30 protein-coding genes are annotated in these 20795 nt (G+C 64.7%); 2 read left to right on the top strand and 28 right to left on the bottom strand.

Annotated elements, in window-relative coordinates:
• Positions 1–42 precede the first annotated feature (42 nt).
• Complete coding sequence (locus GO591_RS12770) at positions 43–1917, top strand: acyltransferase family protein (RefSeq protein ID WP_157157167.1); 1875 nt, start codon at positions 43–45, stop codon at positions 1915–1917.
• Between the two features lies 1 nt (position 1918).
• On the opposite strand, the gene GO591_RS12775 is transcribed toward GO591_RS12770, so the two are convergent.
• The 6 genes from GO591_RS12775 to GO591_RS12800 all read right to left on the bottom strand — a co-directional run bounded on the left by GO591_RS12775 (position 1919) and on the right by GO591_RS12800 (position 7059).
• On the bottom strand, positions 1919–2500 hold the full coding sequence (locus tag GO591_RS12775; protein ID WP_157157168.1) for a DUF3618 domain-containing protein: 582 nt from the start codon (positions 2498–2500) through the stop codon (positions 1919–1921).
• Complete coding sequence (locus GO591_RS12780) at positions 2497–2940, bottom strand: phage holin family protein (protein ID WP_157157169.1); 444 nt, start codon at positions 2938–2940, stop codon at positions 2497–2499. Before GO591_RS12780 ends, GO591_RS12775 begins: the two co-directional genes overlap by 4 nt.
• Positions 2940–3680 (bottom strand): hypothetical protein, encoded by a 741-nt coding sequence (locus GO591_RS12785; protein ID WP_157157170.1) that lies wholly within the window; start codon positions 3678–3680, stop codon positions 2940–2942. The genes GO591_RS12780 and GO591_RS12785 overlap by 1 nt, the downstream gene beginning before the upstream one ends.
• A 131-nt stretch (positions 3681–3811) precedes the next feature.
• Positions 3812–4729, bottom strand: a complete 918-nt coding sequence (locus GO591_RS12790; RefSeq protein ID WP_157157171.1) for a carbohydrate ABC transporter permease — start codon at positions 4727–4729, stop codon at positions 3812–3814.
• Positions 4726–5682, bottom strand: coding sequence for a carbohydrate ABC transporter permease (locus GO591_RS12795; protein ID WP_157157172.1), 957 nt, complete (start codon positions 5680–5682; stop codon positions 4726–4728). The genes GO591_RS12790 and GO591_RS12795 overlap by 4 nt, the downstream gene beginning before the upstream one ends.
• 3 nt (positions 5683–5685) lie before the next feature.
• Entirely contained in the window at positions 5686–7059 is a 1374-nt protein-coding gene (locus tag GO591_RS12800) for an ABC transporter substrate-binding protein (RefSeq protein WP_157157173.1), read from the bottom strand.
• A gap of 213 nt (positions 7060–7272) precedes the next feature.
• Between GO591_RS12800 and GO591_RS12805 the strand changes: the two genes are divergently transcribed.
• Complete coding sequence (locus GO591_RS12805) at positions 7273–8226, top strand: manganese catalase family protein (protein WP_157157174.1); 954 nt, start codon at positions 7273–7275, stop codon at positions 8224–8226.
• 9 nt (positions 8227–8235) lie between these two features.
• Here GO591_RS12805 and GO591_RS12810 read toward each other — a convergent pair whose 3' ends face one another.
• From GO591_RS12810 to rplP, 22 genes are all read right to left on the bottom strand, one after another.
• Positions 8236–9261: a GNAT family N-acetyltransferase gene (locus tag GO591_RS12810; protein WP_157157175.1), complete on the bottom strand. Its 1026-nt coding sequence runs from the start codon at positions 9259–9261 to the stop codon at positions 8236–8238.
• Between the two features lie 69 nt (positions 9262–9330).
• A complete protein-coding gene (gene rplQ / locus GO591_RS12815; protein WP_157157176.1) occupies positions 9331–9876 on the bottom strand; it encodes a 50S ribosomal protein L17 in 546 nt (181 codons plus the stop codon).
• A 49-nt stretch (positions 9877–9925) separates the two neighbouring features.
• On the bottom strand, positions 9926–10915 hold the full coding sequence (locus tag GO591_RS12820; protein ID WP_157157177.1) for a DNA-directed RNA polymerase subunit alpha: 990 nt from the start codon (positions 10913–10915) through the stop codon (positions 9926–9928).
• Positions 10916–11153: 238 nt separating this feature from the next.
• Positions 11154–11552: a 30S ribosomal protein S11 gene (gene rpsK / locus GO591_RS12825; RefSeq protein ID WP_157157178.1), complete on the bottom strand. Its 399-nt coding sequence runs from the start codon at positions 11550–11552 to the stop codon at positions 11154–11156.
• A gap of 27 nt (positions 11553–11579) precedes the next feature.
• Positions 11580–11954 carry a 30S ribosomal protein S13 gene (gene rpsM / locus GO591_RS12830; protein ID WP_157157179.1) on the bottom strand — a complete coding sequence of 125 codons (375 nt, stop codon included), beginning with the start codon at positions 11952–11954 and terminating at the stop codon, positions 11580–11582.
• 162 nt (positions 11955–12116) lie between these two features.
• Positions 12117–12230, bottom strand: coding sequence for a 50S ribosomal protein L36 (rpmJ, locus tag GO591_RS12835; protein ID WP_157157180.1), 114 nt, complete (start codon positions 12228–12230; stop codon positions 12117–12119).
• A 68-nt stretch (positions 12231–12298) separates the two neighbouring features.
• Positions 12299–12520 carry a translation initiation factor IF-1 gene (gene infA / locus GO591_RS12840; protein ID WP_157157181.1) on the bottom strand — a complete coding sequence of 74 codons (222 nt, stop codon included), beginning with the start codon at positions 12518–12520 and terminating at the stop codon, positions 12299–12301.
• A gap of 148 nt (positions 12521–12668) precedes the next feature.
• Positions 12669–13505, bottom strand: a complete 837-nt coding sequence (gene map, locus GO591_RS12845; protein ID WP_370455355.1) for a type I methionyl aminopeptidase — start codon at positions 13503–13505, stop codon at positions 12669–12671.
• Positions 13506–13511: 6 nt separating this feature from the next.
• Entirely contained in the window at positions 13512–14099 is a 588-nt protein-coding gene (locus GO591_RS12850; protein WP_157157183.1) for an adenylate kinase, read from the bottom strand.
• A complete protein-coding gene (gene secY / locus GO591_RS12855) occupies positions 14096–15418 on the bottom strand; it encodes a preprotein translocase subunit SecY (RefSeq protein WP_157157184.1) in 1323 nt (440 codons plus the stop codon). The genes GO591_RS12850 and secY overlap by 4 nt, the downstream gene beginning before the upstream one ends.
• Before the next feature lie 62 nt (positions 15419–15480).
• A complete protein-coding gene (rplO, locus tag GO591_RS12860; RefSeq protein WP_157157185.1) occupies positions 15481–16164 on the bottom strand; it encodes a 50S ribosomal protein L15 in 684 nt (227 codons plus the stop codon).
• On the bottom strand, positions 16164–16349 hold the full coding sequence (gene rpmD, locus GO591_RS12865; protein WP_157157186.1) for a 50S ribosomal protein L30: 186 nt from the start codon (positions 16347–16349) through the stop codon (positions 16164–16166). The genes rplO and rpmD overlap by 1 nt, the downstream gene beginning before the upstream one ends.
• The gene (rpsE, locus tag GO591_RS12870) at positions 16349–17020 is read right to left on the bottom strand and encodes a 30S ribosomal protein S5 (protein ID WP_167138282.1); all 672 of its coding nucleotides are present in this window, start codon (positions 17018–17020) and stop codon (positions 16349–16351) included. The genes rpmD and rpsE overlap by 1 nt, the downstream gene beginning before the upstream one ends.
• Positions 17017–17388 (bottom strand): 50S ribosomal protein L18, encoded by a 372-nt coding sequence (gene rplR, locus GO591_RS12875; RefSeq protein WP_157157187.1) that lies wholly within the window; start codon positions 17386–17388, stop codon positions 17017–17019. Before rplR ends, rpsE begins: the two co-directional genes overlap by 4 nt.
• 2 nt (positions 17389–17390) lie before the next feature.
• Positions 17391–17927 (bottom strand): 50S ribosomal protein L6, encoded by a 537-nt coding sequence (gene rplF / locus GO591_RS12880; RefSeq protein WP_157157188.1) that lies wholly within the window; start codon positions 17925–17927, stop codon positions 17391–17393.
• A gap of 6 nt (positions 17928–17933) precedes the next feature.
• Positions 17934–18332: a 30S ribosomal protein S8 gene (gene rpsH / locus GO591_RS12885; protein WP_157157189.1), complete on the bottom strand. Its 399-nt coding sequence runs from the start codon at positions 18330–18332 to the stop codon at positions 17934–17936.
• Between the two features lie 65 nt (positions 18333–18397).
• Positions 18398–18985, bottom strand: coding sequence for a 50S ribosomal protein L5 (gene rplE, locus GO591_RS12890; protein WP_157157190.1), 588 nt, complete (start codon positions 18983–18985; stop codon positions 18398–18400).
• Between the two features lie 2 nt (positions 18986–18987).
• A complete protein-coding gene (rplX, locus tag GO591_RS12895) occupies positions 18988–19347 on the bottom strand; it encodes a 50S ribosomal protein L24 (protein WP_157157191.1) in 360 nt (119 codons plus the stop codon).
• A 2-nt stretch (positions 19348–19349) separates the two neighbouring features.
• The gene (gene rplN / locus GO591_RS12900; protein ID WP_157157192.1) at positions 19350–19718 is read right to left on the bottom strand and encodes a 50S ribosomal protein L14; all 369 of its coding nucleotides are present in this window, start codon (positions 19716–19718) and stop codon (positions 19350–19352) included.
• Between the two features lie 35 nt (positions 19719–19753).
• Positions 19754–20047 (bottom strand): 30S ribosomal protein S17, encoded by a 294-nt coding sequence (rpsQ, locus tag GO591_RS12905; protein ID WP_157157193.1) that lies wholly within the window; start codon positions 20045–20047, stop codon positions 19754–19756.
• Positions 20047–20376, bottom strand: coding sequence for a 50S ribosomal protein L29 (gene rpmC / locus GO591_RS12910; protein WP_157157194.1), 330 nt, complete (start codon positions 20374–20376; stop codon positions 20047–20049). Before rpmC ends, rpsQ begins: the two co-directional genes overlap by 1 nt.
• Positions 20376–20795: a 50S ribosomal protein L16 gene (gene rplP, locus GO591_RS12915; RefSeq protein WP_157157195.1), complete on the bottom strand. Its 420-nt coding sequence runs from the start codon at positions 20793–20795 to the stop codon at positions 20376–20378. The genes rpmC and rplP overlap by 1 nt, the downstream gene beginning before the upstream one ends.

The following is a 20795-nucleotide window of genomic DNA, read 5'->3' on the forward strand; positions in this document are numbered from 1 at the left end:
CTCCGCAGCAACCCTCAAGTAGGCTTTATTGGCCCACAGATCATGACGACGAAACCCTCGCTTCCCTCAATTCAGGCGCCCGCTCCGGCCGCCCGATCGCGCATCCCCGGATTGGACGGCTTGCGCTCCGTCGCGGTGGTTCTCGTGCTCGTCTACCACCTGTTCCCGCTGCTGCTGCCCGGCGGATATCTCGGGGTCGACATCTTCTTCGTGATCAGCGGCTTCCTGATCACCACGCTGCTGCTGCGTGAGCATGAGCGCACCGGCCGGATCGCCCTTGGCAGCTTCTGGCGACGACGGGCCAGGCGCCTGCTGCCCGCCATCGGACTGCTGGTCGTGGTCTGCGGCGGGATCGCATGGCTGATCGGTGGCGACGTTCTGGTCAAGCTCGGCTGGCAGGTGCTCGGCGCTACCACCTTCAGCTTCAACTGGCTGTCCATCGCTGACGGCTCCAGCTACTTCGCCGACACCACCCCCGAATTATTCCGCAACCTCTGGTCGCTCGCGGTGGAGGAACAGTTCTACCTGCTCTGGCCGCTCGCCGTCCTCGCCTTGCTCGCGATCCCGCGCCGACGTCGCCAGATCCGCACCAGCATCGTGCTCGGCCTGACTCTGGCGTCGGCGATCGCCATGGCCGTGCTCGCGGTGCCGGATGACGCGACCCGCGTCTACTTCGGTACCGACACGCACAGCTTCGGTCTGCTTCTCGGGGCCGCCTTGGCGTTCGCGAGCGCGCGCTGGCCGCAGCGGGAACTGGAGTGGCCCCGCCCGCTGCGACTGGCCCTGACCGCCGCCGGCTGTCCCGCCCTGCTCGGACTGGTGGCGCTCGCCATCCTGATGCCCGCAGACACTGCGTTCCCGTACCGCGGCGGCCTGTTTCTGGTCGCCGTGCTCACCACGACGGTCATTGCCGCTTCGATCACGCCCGGCGCGCGCATCGGCGAGTGGCTCGACAACCGGCCCATGCGGTGGCTCGGCGAGCGCAGCTACGGCCTGTACCTCTGGCACTGGCCTGTGCTCGTGCTGCTCAGCGCCGCCGTTCCGGCCTGGCATCAGGACCCCGCGGGTCACTGGCTGCTCGGCATCGTTGCGCTCGCCATCAGTGTGGCGGCGGCGGTGCTGTCGTACCGCTTCGTCGAGCAACCGATCCGCAGGCGCGGGCTCCGGGCCAGCCTGCGTGGTTACCTGCGCTGGTGGCGCAGGCCGAGCTGGCGGATGGCCGCCGCGGCCGGTGTCACCGCCGCAACCATGGCGTTCAGTGCCGCCACCGTCGCGGCGATCGCGACCGACCCGGGGCAGGGCAGCGCCCAACAGGTGATCGAGGCCGGGCAGCAGGCGCTCTCAGCCCCGAGCCCCGAACCGACTCCCGATGCCCCGCAGCCGCTGCCCGGCGGTGAGCAGATCACCGCGGTCGGGGACTCGGTGATGCTCGCCGTGGTCCCGGAGTTGCAGCAGTCGTTCCCTGGGATCAGCGTCGACGCCGTGGTCTCCCGGCAGATGCGTGAGGCGCCCGGCATCCTGCAGTCCCTCCGCGATTCCGGAGCGCTGCGTCCGATCGTCGTGCTCGGTCTCGGCACCAACGGCTCGATCACCACAGACACGCTGAACGAGGTGCGCAGCATCATCGGGCCCGAGCGCCAGCTGGTGCTCGTGAACGTGCAGGCACCCCGACACTGGACCGATGGTGTCAATGAGGCACTGCACGGTTACGCCGATCGCTATCGGGACATCGAACTCGCGAACTGGCGGGACGCGATCGCTCCTCGCCTGGATCTGCTCGCCGGAGACCAGATCCACGCGACGAGCGCCGGTGGGTCCGTCTACGTTGACGCGCTTCGAGCGGCGTTGCAACGTTTGGCGGAACTCCCACCGGTGCTCGATCTAGCCGACTACGGGCTCGCCGACCTACCGCAGTAGATCAGGGATTGCGCGGCTGGTCGCCCATCGACTGCTTGGTGTGTTCCTGCAGGTCGGAGGCTGCGGAGGTTCCCTCCTCCTTCACCCGCTGGGCAGCGTCGGTCGCGGCGCCCTTGACCGCGTCCACCGATTCTTCGGCGGGACCGCGGAGGTGCTCGGCCACTTCCTTCGCCGCGTCGGTGACCTCATGGGTGAGGGGCTCGGCCGCCTCTTTCACGGTCGACGCCAACTCCTTCTCCTTCTCACTCGACGGAATCAGCGAGGAGACAAGCCAACCGACGCCGAGAGCGATCAGGCCGACGGCGAGCGGGTTGCCTTGAGCCTGCCGGGCGACCGCGTGTGGCGCATCCGCGATAGCCTCACCGGCCTCCGACATCTTGGACGCCCCACTCTCGTAGGTATCAGACGCCGCTCCCATCACTCGATCCTTGCCTCTGGTGACCCAATCCCTGACTCGACTGGTCTGGCGCCCGACAATCTTCGATGGAGTCACCTTGTCGGCTAGAACGTCGACGTCATAGCCCAACTCGGCACGGGTTCGTTCAATGTCGGCGCGGATTTCATCCGGGTTATTGGTAGTCATCGGATTTCCTCATCTCGTTTCAATGTGTCCGGAATCTGCTTGAGGCTGTCGACCGTCTTCGGCATCCCGCGCACGGCCTTCATCTCGCGGCGCGCGATGGAAAACAGCACGAGGGCGATGATGATCCAAATCACGGCCACGATGACCGCGGACCACGCATTGCCCATGAGGTAACCGAGCCCCCACCAGAGGGCGACCGACAGGAAGGACAGTGCCATGAGCCCTGCCACTCCGGCGCCGCCGAACATGCCCGCGCTGCGGCCGGCTTTGGTCGCTGTCTCGCGAAGTTCAGCTTTCGCGAGTTCGAGCTCCTGCCGCATAAGCGTGGACACGTCACGGGTCACCTCGCCGAGCAGGTCACCGAGCGAACTGCGGCCGGCCTTGTCGTCGGGGGTCTCTCCGGGAATGTCTCCGGGAAAGTCTCCGGGAACGTTGCTCATCACTCAGCCAATCCGGGTCGTCGAAGTGGGTCGGTCTCGAGGGGATTGCCGACTCCGCCAGGACCGCCGGTTGCCGGCATCCCCGTGGAGGTCGGCGGCGCGCTCACTGGTGGCGGCACCGACGGAGTTCTCGGAGCTGACCCGGGTGCCGGCATCCGACCGGTTGTTCCTGATTCCTTTGCCTCGTCTCGGGCCGAGCTGACGAGAGCGCGGGTGAGGCGTCCGGCGAGCAGGCCAACACCGACGGCGGCCGCGATGTACACGCCCGGCCTCCGCCGCGCGAAGGACTTCACCTCGTTGACCAGGTCACCCGGCTCGCGGGCTTCAAGCCAGTCCGCGATGGCGCTCACACGCTCTGATGCCTGCGTGACGAGGTCCCGGGCCATGCCTTCACTCGGCGGCGAGCCGTCGCGCATTTGCACCAGGTCATCGCCGATATTGCGTAGACCTCCTGCGACACGCTGCTGCTGGGAGGCTGCCTGGTCCTTCAGCTCACCGCGCGTTTGATCGTAGAGCTGTCGCGCCTGATCGCTGATCTCGCCGGCGACACGCTTGCCTTCTTCCTTGGCGACCCCGGCAACGTGCTGGCCGGAGGCCTTGGCCTCTTGCCCGAGCTCCGATGCCTGCTCGCGCATTCCCCCTTGCGTGCCTGAGGGATTCGATGATGCCTCGCTGGCTCCGGTCGTCGGGGGCACTCCCTGCCCACCGCCCGGGTAGTCCGGCCGCGTAGTGTCCGTCATGATGGTCCCTTCTTCGATTCGGGGTGGGATGATCCGAAGAACCATTCGGGTCGCCCCCGAGAGTGCCCATGCTGACCACACCCCGCTCGGGGGGTGCAAAACTCTCAGCAAGCTAAAAGCATTGAGGGAAACTAGCCCTTGCTGCCTGTGGTGGCGATGCCCTCGACAAACCATTTCTGGCCGAGGAAGAACAGGATGATCATCGGCAGAGTCGTGATCACGGCGGCCGTGACGAGGATCTCCCAGTGCCACTCTCCGCCGAAGCCGTACTGATCGACGAGGGCTTTCAGCCCTCGGGGAACGGTGAAGGTGTCCGAGTCCCGCAGGTAGATCAGGCCTCGCATCAGGTCGGTCCACGCCGCCTGCGCCTCGAACAACAGCGTGACCGTCAGAGCCGGCTTCATCAGTGGCGCCGCCACCTGGATGAAGATGCGCCAGTTCCCGGCACCGTCGATCCGCGCCGCCTCAAACAGCTCCCGCGGCAGGCCGAGGAAGAACTGACGTAACAAGAAGATGTAGAACGCACTGCCGAAAAGGTTGCCTGCCCACAGTGGGGTCAGCGTTCCGGTCATCCCGAGCCCGTTCCAGATGAGGAAGGTGGGGATCATGGTGACCGCTCCGGGCAGCATCATCGTGGCCAGCACGAGGGCGAACAGCGCATTGCGGCCACGGAACTGGAAGTACGAGAATCCCCAGGCGACCATCGCACTCGACACCGTGACGGTGACGGCGGCAAGCGTGGTGACAATCACGGTGTTCACGAGCCAGACCGCGAGCGGGGCCTCCTGCCACACCGCGATGTAGTTGTCGAAGGTGAAAGTGTTCGGAATGAGCGCGTTGTCGAACACCTCACCGCGAGGCTTGAACGATGCGCTGATCAACCAGATGAACGGGTAGATGAAGACGACGGCGAGCAGCACCAGGAGGGTCGCAACGATGATCCGGGTGACCAGGCGCTTCGGCCGTCGGCGGCGGGCGGTGACGGCGACCGCGTCGCCGGTTTTGATGGTGCCGAGGACAGCGGCCCGGTTGCGAATGGTGGTAGTCATCGGGGGGCCTGTTCGTAATAGACGTACCGTCGGGACAGCCACATCTGGATGGCGGTGATCGCCATGATGACCAGGAAGAGCACCCAGGCCATCGCGGAGGCGTACCCCATGTGCAGGAATTGGAATGCCTGCTGGAACAGGTAGATGACGTAGAACAGTGCCGCGTCATTGCTGTAGGTGGTGTTGCCCGACCCGAAGAATGCGGTGTACGCCTCGTCGAAGGTCTGCAGGCCGGCGATGGTGTTCACCACGACGATGAAGAAGATCGTGGGGCTGATCATCGGCACCGTGATCCGCACGGTCTGCTGCCAGAAGTTGGCGCCGTCGATGCGCGCGGATTCATACAACTCGGCCGGGACGCCGCGCAGCGCGGCCAGCAGGATGATGACGGATGCCCCGACTGTCCACAGGCTCATGATGATCAGGCCCGGCTTCACCCACGCCGGGTCGGTGGTCCAGGAGGGACCATCGATGCCGAACCATCCAAGGACCATGTTGATCAGGCCGTTCTGCCCGTTGAACAGCAGGATGAACAGCACTCCGACGGCTACCGGCGGCGTCATCTTCGGCAGGAAGAACACGGTGCGATAGAACCCGGATGAACGCCCGGCCTGGTTGAGCAGCACGGCGAGCGCCAAAGACACAATGACGTAGAGCGGCACCTGGACGGCGGTGAACAGGATGGTGTTGGTGAGCGCCAGGGCGATCTTCGGGTCTTCGAAGAGCGTGACGTAGTTCTCGAATCCAACGAAGTTCGGATCGTTGATCACGTCGTAGTCGGTCAGCGAGAGGTAGCCGCTGTAGATGATCGGCCACGCGGTGAAGATCAGGAAGCCGGCAAGCCACGGGCTGAGGAAGACCAGCGCCGCGCCGAGGTTACGTCGCTTCGCTCTTCGCCGCGCGGCCGTCCGTGTCGCGGGCGGGACCCTGCGCTGTCCGGTGACGGCCGTCATGACTTAGCCCTCGCGATTCTCCATGGATTCCCACGCCTCGTCGAGTGCCTTCTGCGCCTCTTCCTGGGCGGTATCGAGAGCTGTCTGCGGGTCGTCCTGTCCGTTGAGTACTCGGTTCACTGCGTCCTGCCACGCCGACTTGAATTCGGCATCGGCCGGGTTCGCCGGAAGCGAGAAGGTGTTGTCGTTCGCTTCGTACATGGCGGCGACACCCGAGTCCCACGGCTCGCCACCAGAGGTCACCATCTCGCGAATCTGCTCGTCCGCGACCTCGTTGCCGGTAAGCACACCGGTGAACGGTTTGCCCTCTTCGGTGCGCAGATCAAGGCGCGCCTGTGCGGCGGCGATCCAACTGTCCACCTCGGTCATCACCTTCGCGTACCGGCATGCCGCGGCGGCGGTGTCGGTGCCTGCGGGAATCGCCCAGGCCGAACCGGCGGCGTATGCCAGCGGTTCGCCCTGCGGGGTGCGGTAGGTGTCGAAGGCCATTGGGGCATCAGCCGACACGTCGTTCAGCACGTTGATGTACCACTGCTCCATCCACATGGATCCCAGCGTGTTGGTGGCGTACTGGTTGCCTTCTCCGAAGAAGTCCGCCGAGTCACGGAACGCCTTCACCGAGCTGAATCCGCCCTGCGCGTCGTAAATGCTCACCGCGAATTCGAGCGCTTCGACTACGGCCGGATCGTTCAGTTGAGCCGTCTTGCCGTCTTCGGAGATGAGGTCGGCGCCGTTGGCCTTGGCCCACAGCGGCAGGAACTCGGGCAGCTTCGTGTCGACACCGATCACGCTTCCCGGCTGCATGAGGGCCTGGTTGGCCGCGGTGATCGCCTGCCAGTTCGAGCCATTGACATCCGCGATGGTGAGGCCCGCGGCATCCAGCAATGACTGGTTCGCCATCGTCAGCTGCACGGTGTTGAACTCGGGGATCCCATACACGCTGCCGTCAAAGGTGACCTGATCCAGAGCCGATTCGAGGTACTGGTCGGTATCGATGTTTTCGCCTTCGATACAGCGGTCGAGCGAGATTATCGCCCCGCGTGCGGCAAGTGAGCCGATCTGGTCCCGGTTCGCGTACACCAAGGCGGGCGGGTCGCCGGCGGCCACTGACGAGAGGAACTGCTGCATGTCGAGGTCGCCCTCGATGAGGTTCAGCTCGACATCCTCACCCAATGCCTCAGCAGCCAGGTCGAACCGGGTCAAGCCGATCTCATCGCCGGCGCCGAAGCCCATGATGTCCAGCTCTCCACTGAGCGTGGCGTCAGGGTCGTAGTCGGTGTCGTCCTCGTTATTGGATCCGGTGCCTGCGGCACAGCCCGTGAGGACGAGAGCCGTGATGGCTCCCCCGGCGAGAAGTGACAGCGTTCGATTCCGCATTCGCGGCTCCCTCGGGTCGGGCGCCGCGCGCGCGGCGCTTTCTGAGCGCGAACTTACCCCCCAGACGAGGGACTGAGCAACGGTTCTCGAGAGAAACGCTTCTCAACTGAGACCTGTCGCTCGAGGATGGCTCGCACACCCGGGGCTGGCGTGTCGTCTGAAAGCGGCGCAGGGTGGCCGAATGGCACGCCGTTGTGCCATAGGAGGTTCACGATGTATTTCCATGTCCAACAACTCATCAATCGCATCGAGCAGGACGAGCCGGATCCCGCCGCAGCCAACGCGTTGCAGGAGGGCCTGGGTGGCCAGTTCGGCGAGATGCGCACGATGATGCAGTACCTGTTTCAGGCAATGAATTTCCGAGGCCCCGCAGCGAAGCCGTTCAAAGACCTGTTGCAAGGCGTCGGCACTGAGGAGATCAGCCACGTCGAACTGATCGGGACGACGATCTCGCGGCTACTGGACGGATCTCCGCGCTACCAGGGTTCACCGACCGATCCGCTCGACACCCCCGGGGCGGGCGGCGCCACTCCCCTGAAGATCGCCCTTTCGCAGAGCAATATCCATCACTACCTGGTCGGTGCGCAGGGGGCGCTGCCGGTGGATGCTGCCGGTAATCCGTGGAGCGGCAGCTACGTGTACAACTCCGGGAATCTGCCCCTGGACCTGCTGTACAACCTGATGCTCGAATCGACCGGGCGACTGCAGAAGTGCCGCATCTACGAGATGACCTCGAACAAGACCGCGAGGTCGACGATCGCGTACCTGATCGTGCGCGATCAAGCTCATGAGAACGCGTATGCCAAGGCCCTGGAATGCCTCGGCGTCGATTGGCGGCCTCTGCTTCCGATTCCGAAGACGAGCGCCGAGCAGTTCCCTGAAGTGCGGGAGCTCCTCGATACCGGTCTCCAGAGCAAGCAGTACACGTTCGACTTAAAGGGTCAATCGGAAGCCGGCCGGATCTTCCAGGGCCTCTCGCCGTCGGATGACGGGACCACGCTCGACGTGAGCGAGCAGGCTCCCGAGGGCGTTCCGCAGACCATCGCCCCGGAGCGGCCCGAGGAGTTCTCCCCCGGCCTGGATTCCGCACTGCTGAAGCTGATCCAGGAGACCGCGGAGATGGAACTCGCCGAGGTGCAGGCCTCCTACGGACCGACCGCGCCTTAGCGCGCCGGGTCAGAACACCCGGGTGTGACTGACCTCCCGGGTGGTCGGCGTAAATCCCATCCCCGTGTAGAGCCGGAGCGCGCCGGTCGGGTTGTCGGTGTCGACGTCGAGTTGGGCCTTGTCGAACCACGCGGCACGGTACGACTCGAGCACCCGGCCGAGCAGCGCCGGGGCGATCCCCCGGCGGCGCCACTCCCGCACGACGCCGACGAGTGAGATGTAGCCGCTGCGGAAGCCCTGCGCCTCCCAGTCGTGCTCGAAGACTTCGGAGATCACCAGGCCGATGACTTCGCCCTGCACAACCGCCACGAACGAGAGGTCAGGCCGGAACGATGGCAAATCCAGCAGCATCCGCTGCCACTGCTCCTTGGTCGAGGGCTGGCTGCCCCAGTGGTCCTGGAAGGCCGCATTCTTCGCACGCCTGACCGCCTCGGACATGTCAGGGACGTACGGCACGATGCTGACGCCATCGGGCAGAGCGACCTGATCGATCGGGTCCGCGACGACACGCTCGAGCTGGACGAAGTATCTCGCCGGGGTGAGTTCGAAGCGCTCGTAGAGGTGCTGGGCGGTCTGGTTGCGTTCGTCGGTGTAGGCCATCACCCAGCCGGGCAATGGCTTGGCGGATGCCGCGAGCTGCTGCAACGCGCGGGAATACTGCCAGCCGAGCAGCTGCCGCCCGATCGTGCGGCCGCGATGGGCTGGGTCGACTCCGCCGAACAGGATCGACCGCACGAGCGTCTCCTGGGCTGGCGGGAGAACGACTTGCCCGAAGGCGACGAGCTCTCCGCCGGCGGTCTCGGCGAGCAAAGAGTCCCGGGCGAGGTCGACCCACGGATGACCGAACTCAGAGGCAACCTCCTCACGGGTCTCGGACCACTGCGGGTGGTCGGCCTTCGCCATACGCTTGTAAAGCGCGGTGACCGCATCCACATCGTCGACAACTGCCGGACGCCAGCGCAGGCCAGGGGCATCCGTTGGCACCGCCGTCACATCAGGGGCGACGACTCTCTCGTTGAGGGGCGACATGCTCATGCGAAGACCATACGCCGCCGAAACGACGAAGGCCCCGCTCGAACGAGCGGGGCCTTCGTGGAAGGGGTGTTACTTGGCTTCCTCGGCGGGAGCCTCAGCTGCGGTCTCCTCGGCGGGAGCCTCAGCTGCGGTGGTCTCCTCGGCCGGAGCCTCGGTGGTCTCCTCGACAGCAGTCTCCTCAGCGGGAGTCTCCTCAGCCGGGGTCTCCTCGACCGGAGCGGCAGCAGCCGGCTTGGTCTTCTTCGCCTTGGGGCTGACCGGCTCGAGCACGAGCTCGATCTGCACCATCGACGCGTTGTCACCCTTGCGGTAACCGAGCTTGGTGATGCGGGTGTAACCGCCATCACGCTCGGCGACCAGCGGAGCGATCTGCGTGAACAGCTCGTGCACGACGGTCTTGTCACCGATCTGGGCAAGCGCACGACGACGGGCGTGCAGGTCACCGCGCTTGGCGAAGGTGATCAGGCGCTCGGCCACCGGACGCAGGCGCTTGGCCTTGGTCTCGGTGGTCTTGATGCTCTTGTGAGTGAAGAGCGCAGCCGCCAGGTTCGCAAGCATCAGGCGCTCGTGGGCCGGTCCGCCGCCGAGGCGGGCTCCCTTAGTGGGCTTAGGCATTGTTTCTGTTCTCCGTTATCAAAATTTCGTCAGCGTCACGAAGACGTGATCAGCTGTTCTCGTCGTCGTAGCCGCCGTAGAAGTGCGCGCCGTCGAAGCCGGGGACGGCGTCCTTCAGCGACAGTCCCATCTCGACGAGCTTGTCCTTGACCTCATCCACCGACTTCTGTCCGAAGTTGCGGATGTTCATGAGCTGGGTCTCGGACAGCGCGACGAGCTCGCTGACGGTGTTGATGCCCTCGCGCTTGAGGCAGTTGTAGCTGCGCACCGACAGGTCGAGGTCCTCGATCGGCATGCTCAGCTCGCCGGGGAGCACAGCGTCGACCGGCGCGGGGCCGATCTCGATGCCCTCAGCGGCGGTGTTCAGCTCACGGGCCAGACCGAACAGCTCAACCAGGGTCTTACCGGCCGAAGCGATGGCGTCGCGCGGGCTGATCGCGGGCTTGGTCTCCACGTCGACGACGAGGCGGTCGAAGTCGGTGCGCTCACCGGCACGGGTGGCCTCGACCTTGTAGGTGACCTTCAGCACGGGCGAGTAGATCGAGTCGATCGGCACCTGGCCGGCTTCGCTGAACTCGCTGCGGTTCTGGGTCGCCGACACGTAGCCGCGGCCGCGCTCGATGGTGAGCTCCACCTCGAACTTCGCCTTGTCGTTGAGCGTCGCGATCACAAGCTCGGGGTTGTGGATCTCGACACCGGCCGGAGCCGAGATGTCAGCCGCGGTTACCTCACCGGCACCCTGCTTGCGCAGGTAAGCGGTGATCGGCTCGTCGTGCTCGCTCGAGACAACCAGCTGCTTGATGTTGAGGATGATCTCGGTGACGTCTTCCTTCACCCCTGGCACGGTGCTGAACTCGTGCAGCACGCCGTCGATGCGGATGCTGGTTACGGCCGCCCCGGGAATGGAGGAGAGAAGGGTGCGACGCAGCGAGTTGCCGAGCGTGTAGCCGAAGCCGGGCTCGAGCGGTTCAATAACGAACCGCGACCGGAACTCGGAAATGTTCTCTTCGGCGAGGGTGGGACGCTGTGCAATGAGCACTGGTTATTCCTTTCGGCAAAGTGTCCGCTATATGACACTGAGGAGGGTGCGACCGGGGGTAGAGGCCCGTCGATTCTGTTGAGTTGTTTGTCCCGGTCGAGCCCGGGCCGCACTTCGACGCCGATCCGCTGATCGAGCTTGCCGAGATCCGCGCAGGGCGGCGTCTCGGCAAGCTCGATCGGCGCAGTCAGCTACTCGACGTGCGGCTTCAGGCCCGATCGAGGATAAGCTGTGCTGCTTAAACGCGGCGACGCTTCGGCGGGCGGCATCCGTTGTGCGCCTGCGGCGTGACGTCGTTGATCGAGCCGACCTCGAGGCCAGCGGCCTGGAGCGAGCGGATCGCGGTCTCGCGTCCCGATCCCGGGCCCTTCACGAAGACGTCAACCTTCTTCATGCCGTGCTCCTGCGCCTGGCGCGCGGCCGACTCGGCGGCGAGCTGCGCGGCGAACGGAGTCGACTTACGCGAACCCTTGAAGCCGACGCCACCGGACGATGCCCAGCTGATCACAGCGCCGGTCGGGTCGGTGATCGACACGATCGTGTTGTTGAAGGTGCTCTTGATGTGGGCCTGGCCCACAGCAATGTTCTTCTTTTCCTTGCGGCGGGGCTTGCGCGCGGCCGTCTTGGGTGCTGCCATGTTGTCTCCTGAATCCTAGGGCGTGGCCTAGCGGGCCTTCTTCTTACCGGCGACTGTGCGCTTCGGTCCCTTGCGGGTGCGGGCGTTGGTCTTGGTGCGCTGTCCACGCACGGGCAGGCCCTTGCGGTGACGGATGCCTTCGTAGCTGCCGATCTCGACCTTGCGGCGGATGTCGGCGGCGACCTCGCGGCGGAGGTCACCCTCTACCTTGTAGGTGCCCTCGATGTGGTCGCGCAGGGCGACCAGCTGTTCGTCGGTCAGATCCTTGACTCGGATGTTTCCATCGATTCCGGTCTCACTGAGGGTGTTGAGTGCCCGAGTGCGGCCGACACCGTAGATGTATGTCAGTGCGACTTCAACGCGCTTTTCGCGCGGAATGTCAACGCCGGCAAGACGTGCCATGGTGGCTTCTCCTGTGGATGGGTGGAGGTGTGGAGCAACGTCGGTGCCTGGGCCTCCAACCCAAGGTGTCCGCATCCACTGACTCGTTAGCCGAGATCCTGGATGCTTTCTGACGTTGCCGTGTTGTATTCAGTTGTGTTCCCGGCGAAGCGCCGGGAGCGATTAGCCCTGACGCTGCTTGTGGCGCGGGTTCTCGCAGATCACCATGACGTTCCCGTGACGACGAATGACCTTGCACTTGTCGCAGATGGGCTTGACGCTGGGCTTGACCTTCATGATGGTTCCTTGTGTTCGCTGGCCTCGTTCCCGGACGGTGGCCCGGGTCGTTCCTTTCCAGCAGCGTGTTACTTGTAGCGGTAGACAATCCGGCCGCGGGTCAGATCGTAAGGACTCAGCTCCACAATCACGCGGTCCTCGGGGAGGATACGGATGTAGTGCTGGCGCATCTTGCCCGAGATGTGGGCAAGCACCCTGTGACCGTTCGTCAGCTCAACGCGGAACATCGCGTTGGGCAGAGCTTCGATCACAGATCCTTCGATCTCGATGACGCCGTCTTTTTTGGCCATAGCCTCACTGTCGCTAAAAGTTGTACTGCTGGTCGTGCGGAAAATCGGTGAAATTGGCACAGCCGTAGCTGGGCCGAGACACCAAAGGTCAAGCTTAGGTTAATCCCGGGCGTTTCGCCAGTCGGGGGTTATCATCGCCGGCCGCGCCTTACGCGAGCGGGATGGGGGTGACTCCGAACGGGGCAAGGCCGGCCGCTCCCCCGTCTTCGGCGGTGAGAACCCAGATGCCGCCGGCGTGCACGGCGACCGAGTGTTCCCAGTGCGCGCCGGCGCTGCCGTCGGTGGTGACCACGGTCCAGTCGTCGTCGAGAACCCGGGTCTCGTTGCTGCCCAGCGTGATCATCGGCTCGATCGCGACCGCGAGTCCCGGTTTCACCGCGGGACCATTGTGTTTCACGGCGTAGTTGAACACCGGCGGATCCTCGTGCATCGAGCGGCCGATCCCGTGGCCGATGTAGTCCTCGAGAATGCCGAACTCGCCGCGGCTGAGGATCGCGTCCTCGATGACCACGCCGATCTCGTTCAGGTGCCTGGCCCCGGCCAGCGCGGCGATGCCCGCCCAGAGCGCATGCTCCCCGGCATCCGCCAGCCGCTGGCGCTCCGCAACCAGCTCGGGCCGGTCCGGATCGGGGATGACCACGGTGATCGCCGAGTCGCCGTTCCAGCCGTCGATCTCGGCGCCGCTGTCGATCGAGACGATGTCGCCAGGCTCGAGCGGACGATCGTCCGGGATGCCGTGCACGACCGCGTCGTTCACCGAGGCGCAGATGGTGTGCCGGTAGCCGGGGACCAGCGCGAAGTTCGGCTGTCCGCCGAGGTCGCGGATGGTCTTCTCGGCGATGCGGTCGAGTTCAGCGGTGGTCACTCCGGGCACGATTGCCGCGCGAACGGCATCCAGCGACGCGGCGGTCGCCAACCCCGGGCGCACCATCAGGCGCAACTGCTCCGGGGTCTTGTAGATCCCGCGCTTACCGAAAGCCACCAGGGTGCTCTAGGAGGCGTTCGCGAGACCGCGCCCACGCAGCGCGGTGAGGATGCGCTCGGTGACCTCGTCGATCGAGCCGAGGGCGTTGACCGCGACCAGCGCGCCACGCTCGGTGTACACGCCGATCAGCGGTTCGGTCTGCTCGCGGTAGACCTCGAGCCGGTGACGGACGACCGACTCGTTGTCGTCGGCGCGTCCTTCGATCTCGGCACGCTTGCGCAGCCGCTCGACGACGACCTCGGGGTCGGCCTGCAGCTCGACGACCACGTCGAGGCTGGTGCCGGTCTCGGCGAGGATCTCGTCGAGTTCACGGACCTGGTCCAGCGTGCGCGGGTATCCGTCGAGCAGGAACCCGCTCGCGGCATCCTGCTCCGTGAGCCGGTCGCGCACGAGTGCGTTGGTGAGGCTGTCCGGCACGTTGTTTCCGGCATCCATGAACGCCTTGGCCTGCTTGCCCAACTCGGTCTCGTTCTTCACGTTCGAGCGGAAGATGTCGCCGGTGGAGATCGCAGGGATGCCGTAGGCCTCAGCCAGCCGAACCGCCTGCGTTCCCTTTCCGGCGCCAGGCGGGCCGATCAGCAGAAGTCGAGTCATCGAAGAAGTCCTTCATAGTGCCGTTGCTGCAGCTGCGAGTCGATCTGCTTGACCGTCTCGAGACCGACACCAACGATGATCAGGATGCTCGCACCACCGAACGGGAAGTTCTGGTTGGCCCCCACTGTGGCGAGCGCGATAAGGGGGATGAGCGCGACGATGCCGAGGTACAGCGACCCGGGAAGCGTGACGCGCGTGAGGACATAGTCCAGGTATTCGGCAGTCGGCCGTCCGGCGCGGATGCCGGGGATGAAGCCGCCGTACTTCTTCATGTTGTCGGCCACTTCCTCCGGGTTGAAGGTGATGGCCACGTAGAAGTAGGTGAAGCCGATGATCAGCAGGAAGTAGATCAACATATACAACGGGTTGTCGCCCGAGGTCAGGTTGTTCTGGATCCAGACCACCCATTCCGGCGCGGTCTGCCCGGCCGGCGGCTGGTTGAACTGGGCGATCAGCGCGGGCAGGTACAGCAGCGACGAGGCGAAGATGACGGGCACGACGCCGGCCATGTTGACCTTGATCGGGATGTAGGTGTTGTTGCCACCGTAGGTGCGGCGGCCGACCATGCGCTTGGCGTACTGCACCGGGATGCGTCGCTGCGACTGTTCGACGAAGACGACCGCGGTCATGATCAGCAACCCGATCGCAATGACGATGATGAAGATGTCGATTCCCTCGGAAACCGCGATGGCCCAGAGCGAGGTCGGGAAGGTAGCGGCGATCGAGGTGAAGATCAGCAGCGACATGCCGTTGCCGATGCCGCGCTCGGTGATGAGCTCACCGAACCACATGATGAGGCCGGTGCCGGCGGTCATGGTGATGACCATGAGCAGGATCGCGTACCAGGACGAGTCGGTGATCAGCTGGCTGCACTCGGCGACGCCGGTGGAGCCGAACAGGGCGCCGCTGCGGGCGACGGTGATCAGCGTGGTCGACTGCAGGATGCCGAGGGCGATCGTCAGGTAGCGGGTGTACTGGGTGAGCTTGGCCTGCCCGGACTGGCCCTCCTTGTAGAGGGTCTCGAAGTGTGGGATGACCACGCGCAGCAGCTGCACGATGATCGAGGCCGTGATGTACGGCATGATCCCGAGCGCGAAGACCGACAGCTGCAGGAGCGCCCCACCGCTGAAGAGGTTGACCAGCTCGTAGAGGCCGGACGTGTTCGCGTTGCCCGAGAGACAGCTCTGCACGTTGCCGTAATCGACGAACGGCGCGGGGATGAATGACCCCAGCCGGAAGAGCGCAATGATGCCGAGCGTGAACCCGATCTTCCTGCGAAGGTCAGGCGTGCGAAAGATTCGCGCGACGGCACGGAACACGAGGCCTCCTGGGCTGGGTTAACGGGTTTGGGGGTGGCCCCGGACGGGCCACCCCCAAATAACTACTTGACGGAGCCGCCCGCCGCGACGATCTTCTGCTCGGCAGAGCTGGAGACCTTATCGACGGCAACAGTCAGCTTAACCGCAATCTCGCCGTCTCCGAGAACCTTAACCTTCTCGTTCTTGCGAACCGCACCCTTGGCGACGAGGTCACCGATGGTGACATCCCCACCCTGGGGGTAAAGCTCGGCAAGCTTCTCGAGGTTGACGACCTGGTACTCGACGCGGAACGGGTTCTTGAACCCGCGCAGCTTCGGGGTACGCATGACCGAGGTCAGCTGGCCACCCTGGAAGCCGGGCCGCACCGAGTAGCGGGCCTTCGTTCCCTTGGTACCGCGACCGGCAGTCTTACCCTTCGAGCCTTCACCGCGTCCAACGCGGGTCTTGGCCTTCTTGGCACCGGCTGCGGGACGCAGGTGGTGAACCTTGAGCACCTGCGGACGAGCCTCGGTCTCCTCAGCCTTCTTGGCGGGAGCCTTCTTGGCGGGAGCCTTGGTCGCCGGAGCCTTGGTCTCTGCCTTGTCGGATGCCGCAGCTTCCGCCTTCTTGGCAGGGGCCCTGGTCGCAGGCGCCTTCTTCTCGGCGGCCGGCTTCTCAGCAGCGGTCTTGGCCGCAGGCTTCTTGGCCGGAGCCTTGTCGGCAGCGGCCTTGGCCGGCGCCTTCTTGGTGGCTTCTTCCTCAGCCATTAGTCAATCTCCTCCACCTTCACCAGGTGAGCGACAGTGCGAACGTAACCGCGGTTCTGCGCGTTGTCTTCGCGAACCACGACGTCGCCGATGCGCTTCAGCCCAAGGCTGCGCAGCGTGTCGCGCTGGTTCTGCTTCTCACTAATCTTGCCCTTGATCTGGGTCACCTTCAGGCGCGCAGCCATCAGACACCTGCCTTAGCTTCAGCCTCGGCACGAACCAGGCGGGCCGGGGCGACGTCTTCGAACTCAAGGCCACGCCGGGCGGCAACCGCACGGGGCTCCTCGAGCTGCTTCAGAGCCTCAACAGTCGCGTGAACGATGTTGATGGTGTTCGACGAACCGAGCGACTTGCTGAGCACGTCGTGGATGCCGGCGCACTCGAGCACGGCGCGAACCGGGCCACCGGCGATAACACCGGTACCGGCGGCAGCCGGACGAAGCAGCACGACACCAGCAGCGGCCTCACCCTGCACCGGGTGCGGGATGGTGTTGTAGACGCGCGGAACGCGGAAGAAGTTCTTCTTCGCCTCCTCGACGCCCTTCGAGATAGCCGTCGGGACCTCACGGGCCTTGCCGTAGCCAACGCCGACCAGGCCGTTGCCGTCACCGACAACCACGAGGGCGGTGAAGCTGAAGCGACGACCACCCTTCACGACCTTGGACACGCGGTTGATGGTCACGACGCGCTCGAGGAACTGGCTCTTCTCGGCGTCGCGGCTGCCACGGTCACGGTTGGGGTTGCGCTCGCGGCCGCCACGGCGGGCCTCACGCGGCTCGCTCGCAGGGGTGGAAGACGCAGCGGTCTCCACGGGTGCCTCTGCAACCACTTCTTGCTCCTTGTTGATTTCGCTCACAGGTTCAATCCACCCTCTCGAGCTCCTTCGGCGATAGCCGCGACGCGACCCGCGTACTTGCTGCCGCCGCGGTCAAAGACAACGGCTTCGATTCCGGCCTTCTTCGCACGCTCGGCGACGAGTTCGCCGACCTTGCGGGCCTTGGCCGTCTTGTCGCCCTCGAGGGCGCGCAGGTCGGCTTCCATGGTGGACGCCGAAGCGACCGTGATGCCCTTGGTGTCGTCGACGACCTGCACGAAGACGTGCCGGGCCGAACGGGTGACCACCAGGCGAGGACGCTCGGGCGTGCCCGAGATCTTCTTGCGAAGACGGGCGTGGCGGCGGTCCTTCGCGGCGGACTTGCTCTTGCCTCTGGTTACGAGACCCATGCTTACTTACCAGCCTTTCCGGCCTTGCGGCGGACAACCTCGCCGGCGTAACGCACACCCTTGCCCTTGTACGGCTCGGGCTTGCGGATCTTCCGGATGTTGGCCGCAGCCTCACCAACGGCCTGCTTGGAGATGCCGCTGACGATGATCTTGTTGTTGCCCTCGACTGCGAACGAGATGCCTGCCGGCGGCTCGACGGTGACCGGGTGCGAGAAGCCGAGCGCGAGCTCGAGCGAGCTGCCCTTGGCCGCGACACGGTAACCGGTGCCGACGACCTCGAGGCCCTTGGTGTAGCCGTCGGTGACGCCCACGATGTCGTTCGCGATGAGCGTGCGAGTGAGGCCGTGCAACGAACGCGACTCGCGCTCGTCGTTCGGGCGGGTGACCAGAACCTGGCCATCCTCGACCTTGACCTCAATCGGGCTGGCGACCGGGATGGTCAGCTCACCCTTCGGGCCCTTGACCGTCACGACCGACGCGTCGACCTTGACGTCAACGCCAGCGGGGATCTGGATGGGAAGTCGTCCAATACGAGACATTCGAGGTCACCACACGTAGGCGAGGACTTCCCCACCTACGCCCTTCTTCGTTGCCTGGCGGTCGGTCAGCAGACCTGACGACGTCGACAGGATCGCGACACCGAGCCCACCCATGACGGTGGGGATCTCGGTCGAACGCGCGTAGACGCGCAGACCCGGCTTGGAAACGCGCTTGATGCCCGAGATCGAGCGCTCGCGGTTCGTGCCGTACTTCAGGGTGAGGGTCAGCGTCTGTCCGACGCGTGCGTCCTCGACCTTCCAGTCGGCGATGTAACCCTCGGTCTTGAGGATCTGGGCGATGTGCGACTTCAGCTTGCTGCTCGGCAGCGACACACTGTCGTGGTGCGCCGAGTTAGCGTTGCGCAATCTGGTCAGCATGTCTGCGACCGGATCTGTCATCGTCATAACGATGTATTCCTTATCTCGCTGGTATCGGCATCCGTTACACGAATGCCGACCGGGGCGGGTTGTTAGTTGGTGGTGTTCTCGGCCGACTGGAACGGGAAGCCGAGCGCCTTGAGCAGGGCGCGACCCTCGTCGTCAGTCTTCGCGGTGGTAACGACGGTGATGTCGAAACCACGCACGCGGTCGATCTTGTCCTGGTCGATCTCGTGGAACACGGACTGCTCCGTGAGACCGAAGGTGTAGTTGCCGTTGCCGTCGAACTGCTTCGGCGACAGGCCGCGGAAGTCACGGATGCGGGGAAGCGCGAGCGTGATCAGACGGTCCATGAACTCCCAGGCGCGGTCACCGCGGAGGGTGACGTGGGCGCCGATGGGCATTCCGTCACGCAGCTTGAACTGCGCGATCGACTTGCGGGCCTTGGTGACCTGCGGCTTCTGGCCGGTGATCGCGGTGAGGTCCTTGATTGCGCCGTCGATCACCTTGCTGTCGCGAGCTGCCTCGCCGACACCGGTGTTGACCACGATCTTCACGAGGCCGGGCACCTGGTGCACGTTCGTGAAGCCGAACTCCTCGGTCAGCGCAGGAATGATCTCGCTGCGGTACTTCTGCTTCAGACGCGGCTGGATTTTGCCAGCCACTGCAGTGTCAGTCATCTCTAGAGGTCCTTACCTGACTTCTTCGCGAAGCGGACGCGAACGGTCTTCTTGACACCGTTCTTCTCCACCGTCTCGCTGCGGAAACCGACGCGGGTCGGCTTCTTGGTTTCGGGGTCGACCAGGGCCACGTTGGAAATGTGGATGGGCGCCTCGTGCGTCTCGATGCCGCCGGTCTTGGTGCCGCGCTGGGTCTGGCCGACGCGGACGTGCTTGGTGACGAAGTTGACACCCTCCACGACTACGCGGTTCTTCTCCACGAGCACCTCTTTGACACGACCCTGCTTGCCGCGGTCTCCGCCGCGGGCCTGGGTTGCGCCGCTGATGACCTGAACCAGGTCACCCTTCTTGATCTTTGCCATGACTAAATGACCTCCGGGGCCAGCGAGATAATCTTCATGAACTTCTTGTCACGAAGCTCACGGCCGACGGGCCCGAAGATACGGGTGCCGCGGGGGTCACCGTCGTTCTTCAGGATCACGGCCGCGTTCTCGTCGAACTTGATGTACGAGCCATCCGGGCGGCGAGTCTCCTTCTTCGTGCGAACGATGACGGCCTTGACGACGTCACCCTTCTTCACGTTGCCGCCGGGGATTGCGTCCTTGACGGTCGCGACGACGACATCACCGAGACCGGCGTAACGACGGCCGGAGCCACCGAGCACGCGGATGGTCAGGATTTCCTTGGCGCCGGTGTTATCGGCAATCTTCAGGCGGGATTCCTGCTGAATCACTTCTGTCTCCTTCTACGCAAAGCAAGCGCGAACGCTTACTTAGCCTTCTCGACGATTTCGACGAGGCGCCAGCGCTTCGTAGCGGACAGGGGACGGGTCTCCGCGATGACAACCAGGTCGCCGATGCCGGCGCTGTTGGTCTCGTCGTGGACCTTGCGCTTCTCGGTGCGGCGGATGACCTTGCCGTACAGCGGGTGCTTCACGCGGTCTTCGACCTCAACGACGATGGTCTTGTCCATCTTGTCGCTGACGACGTAGCCACGCTGCGTCTTGCGGTAACCGCGCACGAGAACCTCGGCGGCGGCAGCCTTTTCTTCGGCCTTAGCCATTACTTGGCCTCCTCGGTCTCAGGGGCCTCGGCAGCAGCCTCGGGGGCGGCTTCCTTCTTGGCCTTGCTCTTCTTCTCGGCCTTGGCGGCAACCGGGGCCGGGGCAGGGGTGGCGCGGATGCCCAGCTCACGTTCACGGATGACCGTGTAGATGCGGGCGATGTCACGCTTGACCGCACGCAGGCGGCCGTGCGACTCGAGCTGGCCGGTGGCCGACTGGAAGCGCAGGTTGAACAGCTCTTCCTTTGCCTTCTTCAGCTCATCGACGAGTCGTTCGTCTTCAAAAGTGTCGAGCTCGACGGGGCGGAGCTCCTTGGAACCGATCGCCATTATGCGTCGCCCTCCTCGCGCTTGATGATTCGTGCCTTGAGGGGCAGCTTGTGGATTGCACGGGTGAGTGCTTCGCGAGCGAGTTCCTCGCTCACACCGGCGACCTCGAAGAGGACGCGGCCCGGCTTGACGTTCGCGACCCACCACTCGGGTGAACCCTTACCGGAACCCATGCGGGTTTCGGCCGGCTTCTTGGTGAGCGGACGGTCGGGGTAGATGTTGATCCACACCTTTCCACCACGCTTGATGTGACGCGTCATCGCGATACGAGCGGACTCGATCTGACGGTTGGTCACGTAAGCGGGGGTGAGGGCCTGGATGCCGTACTCACCGAAGCTGACCTTGGTGCCGCCGGTGGCCTGGCCACTGCGACCCGGGTGGTGCTGCTTACGGTGCTTTACACGACGGGGAATAAGCAT

This window comes from Diaminobutyricimonas sp. LJ205, from assembly GCF_009755725.1.
Lineage (GTDB): Bacteria > Actinomycetota > Actinomycetes > Actinomycetales > Microbacteriaceae > Ruicaihuangia.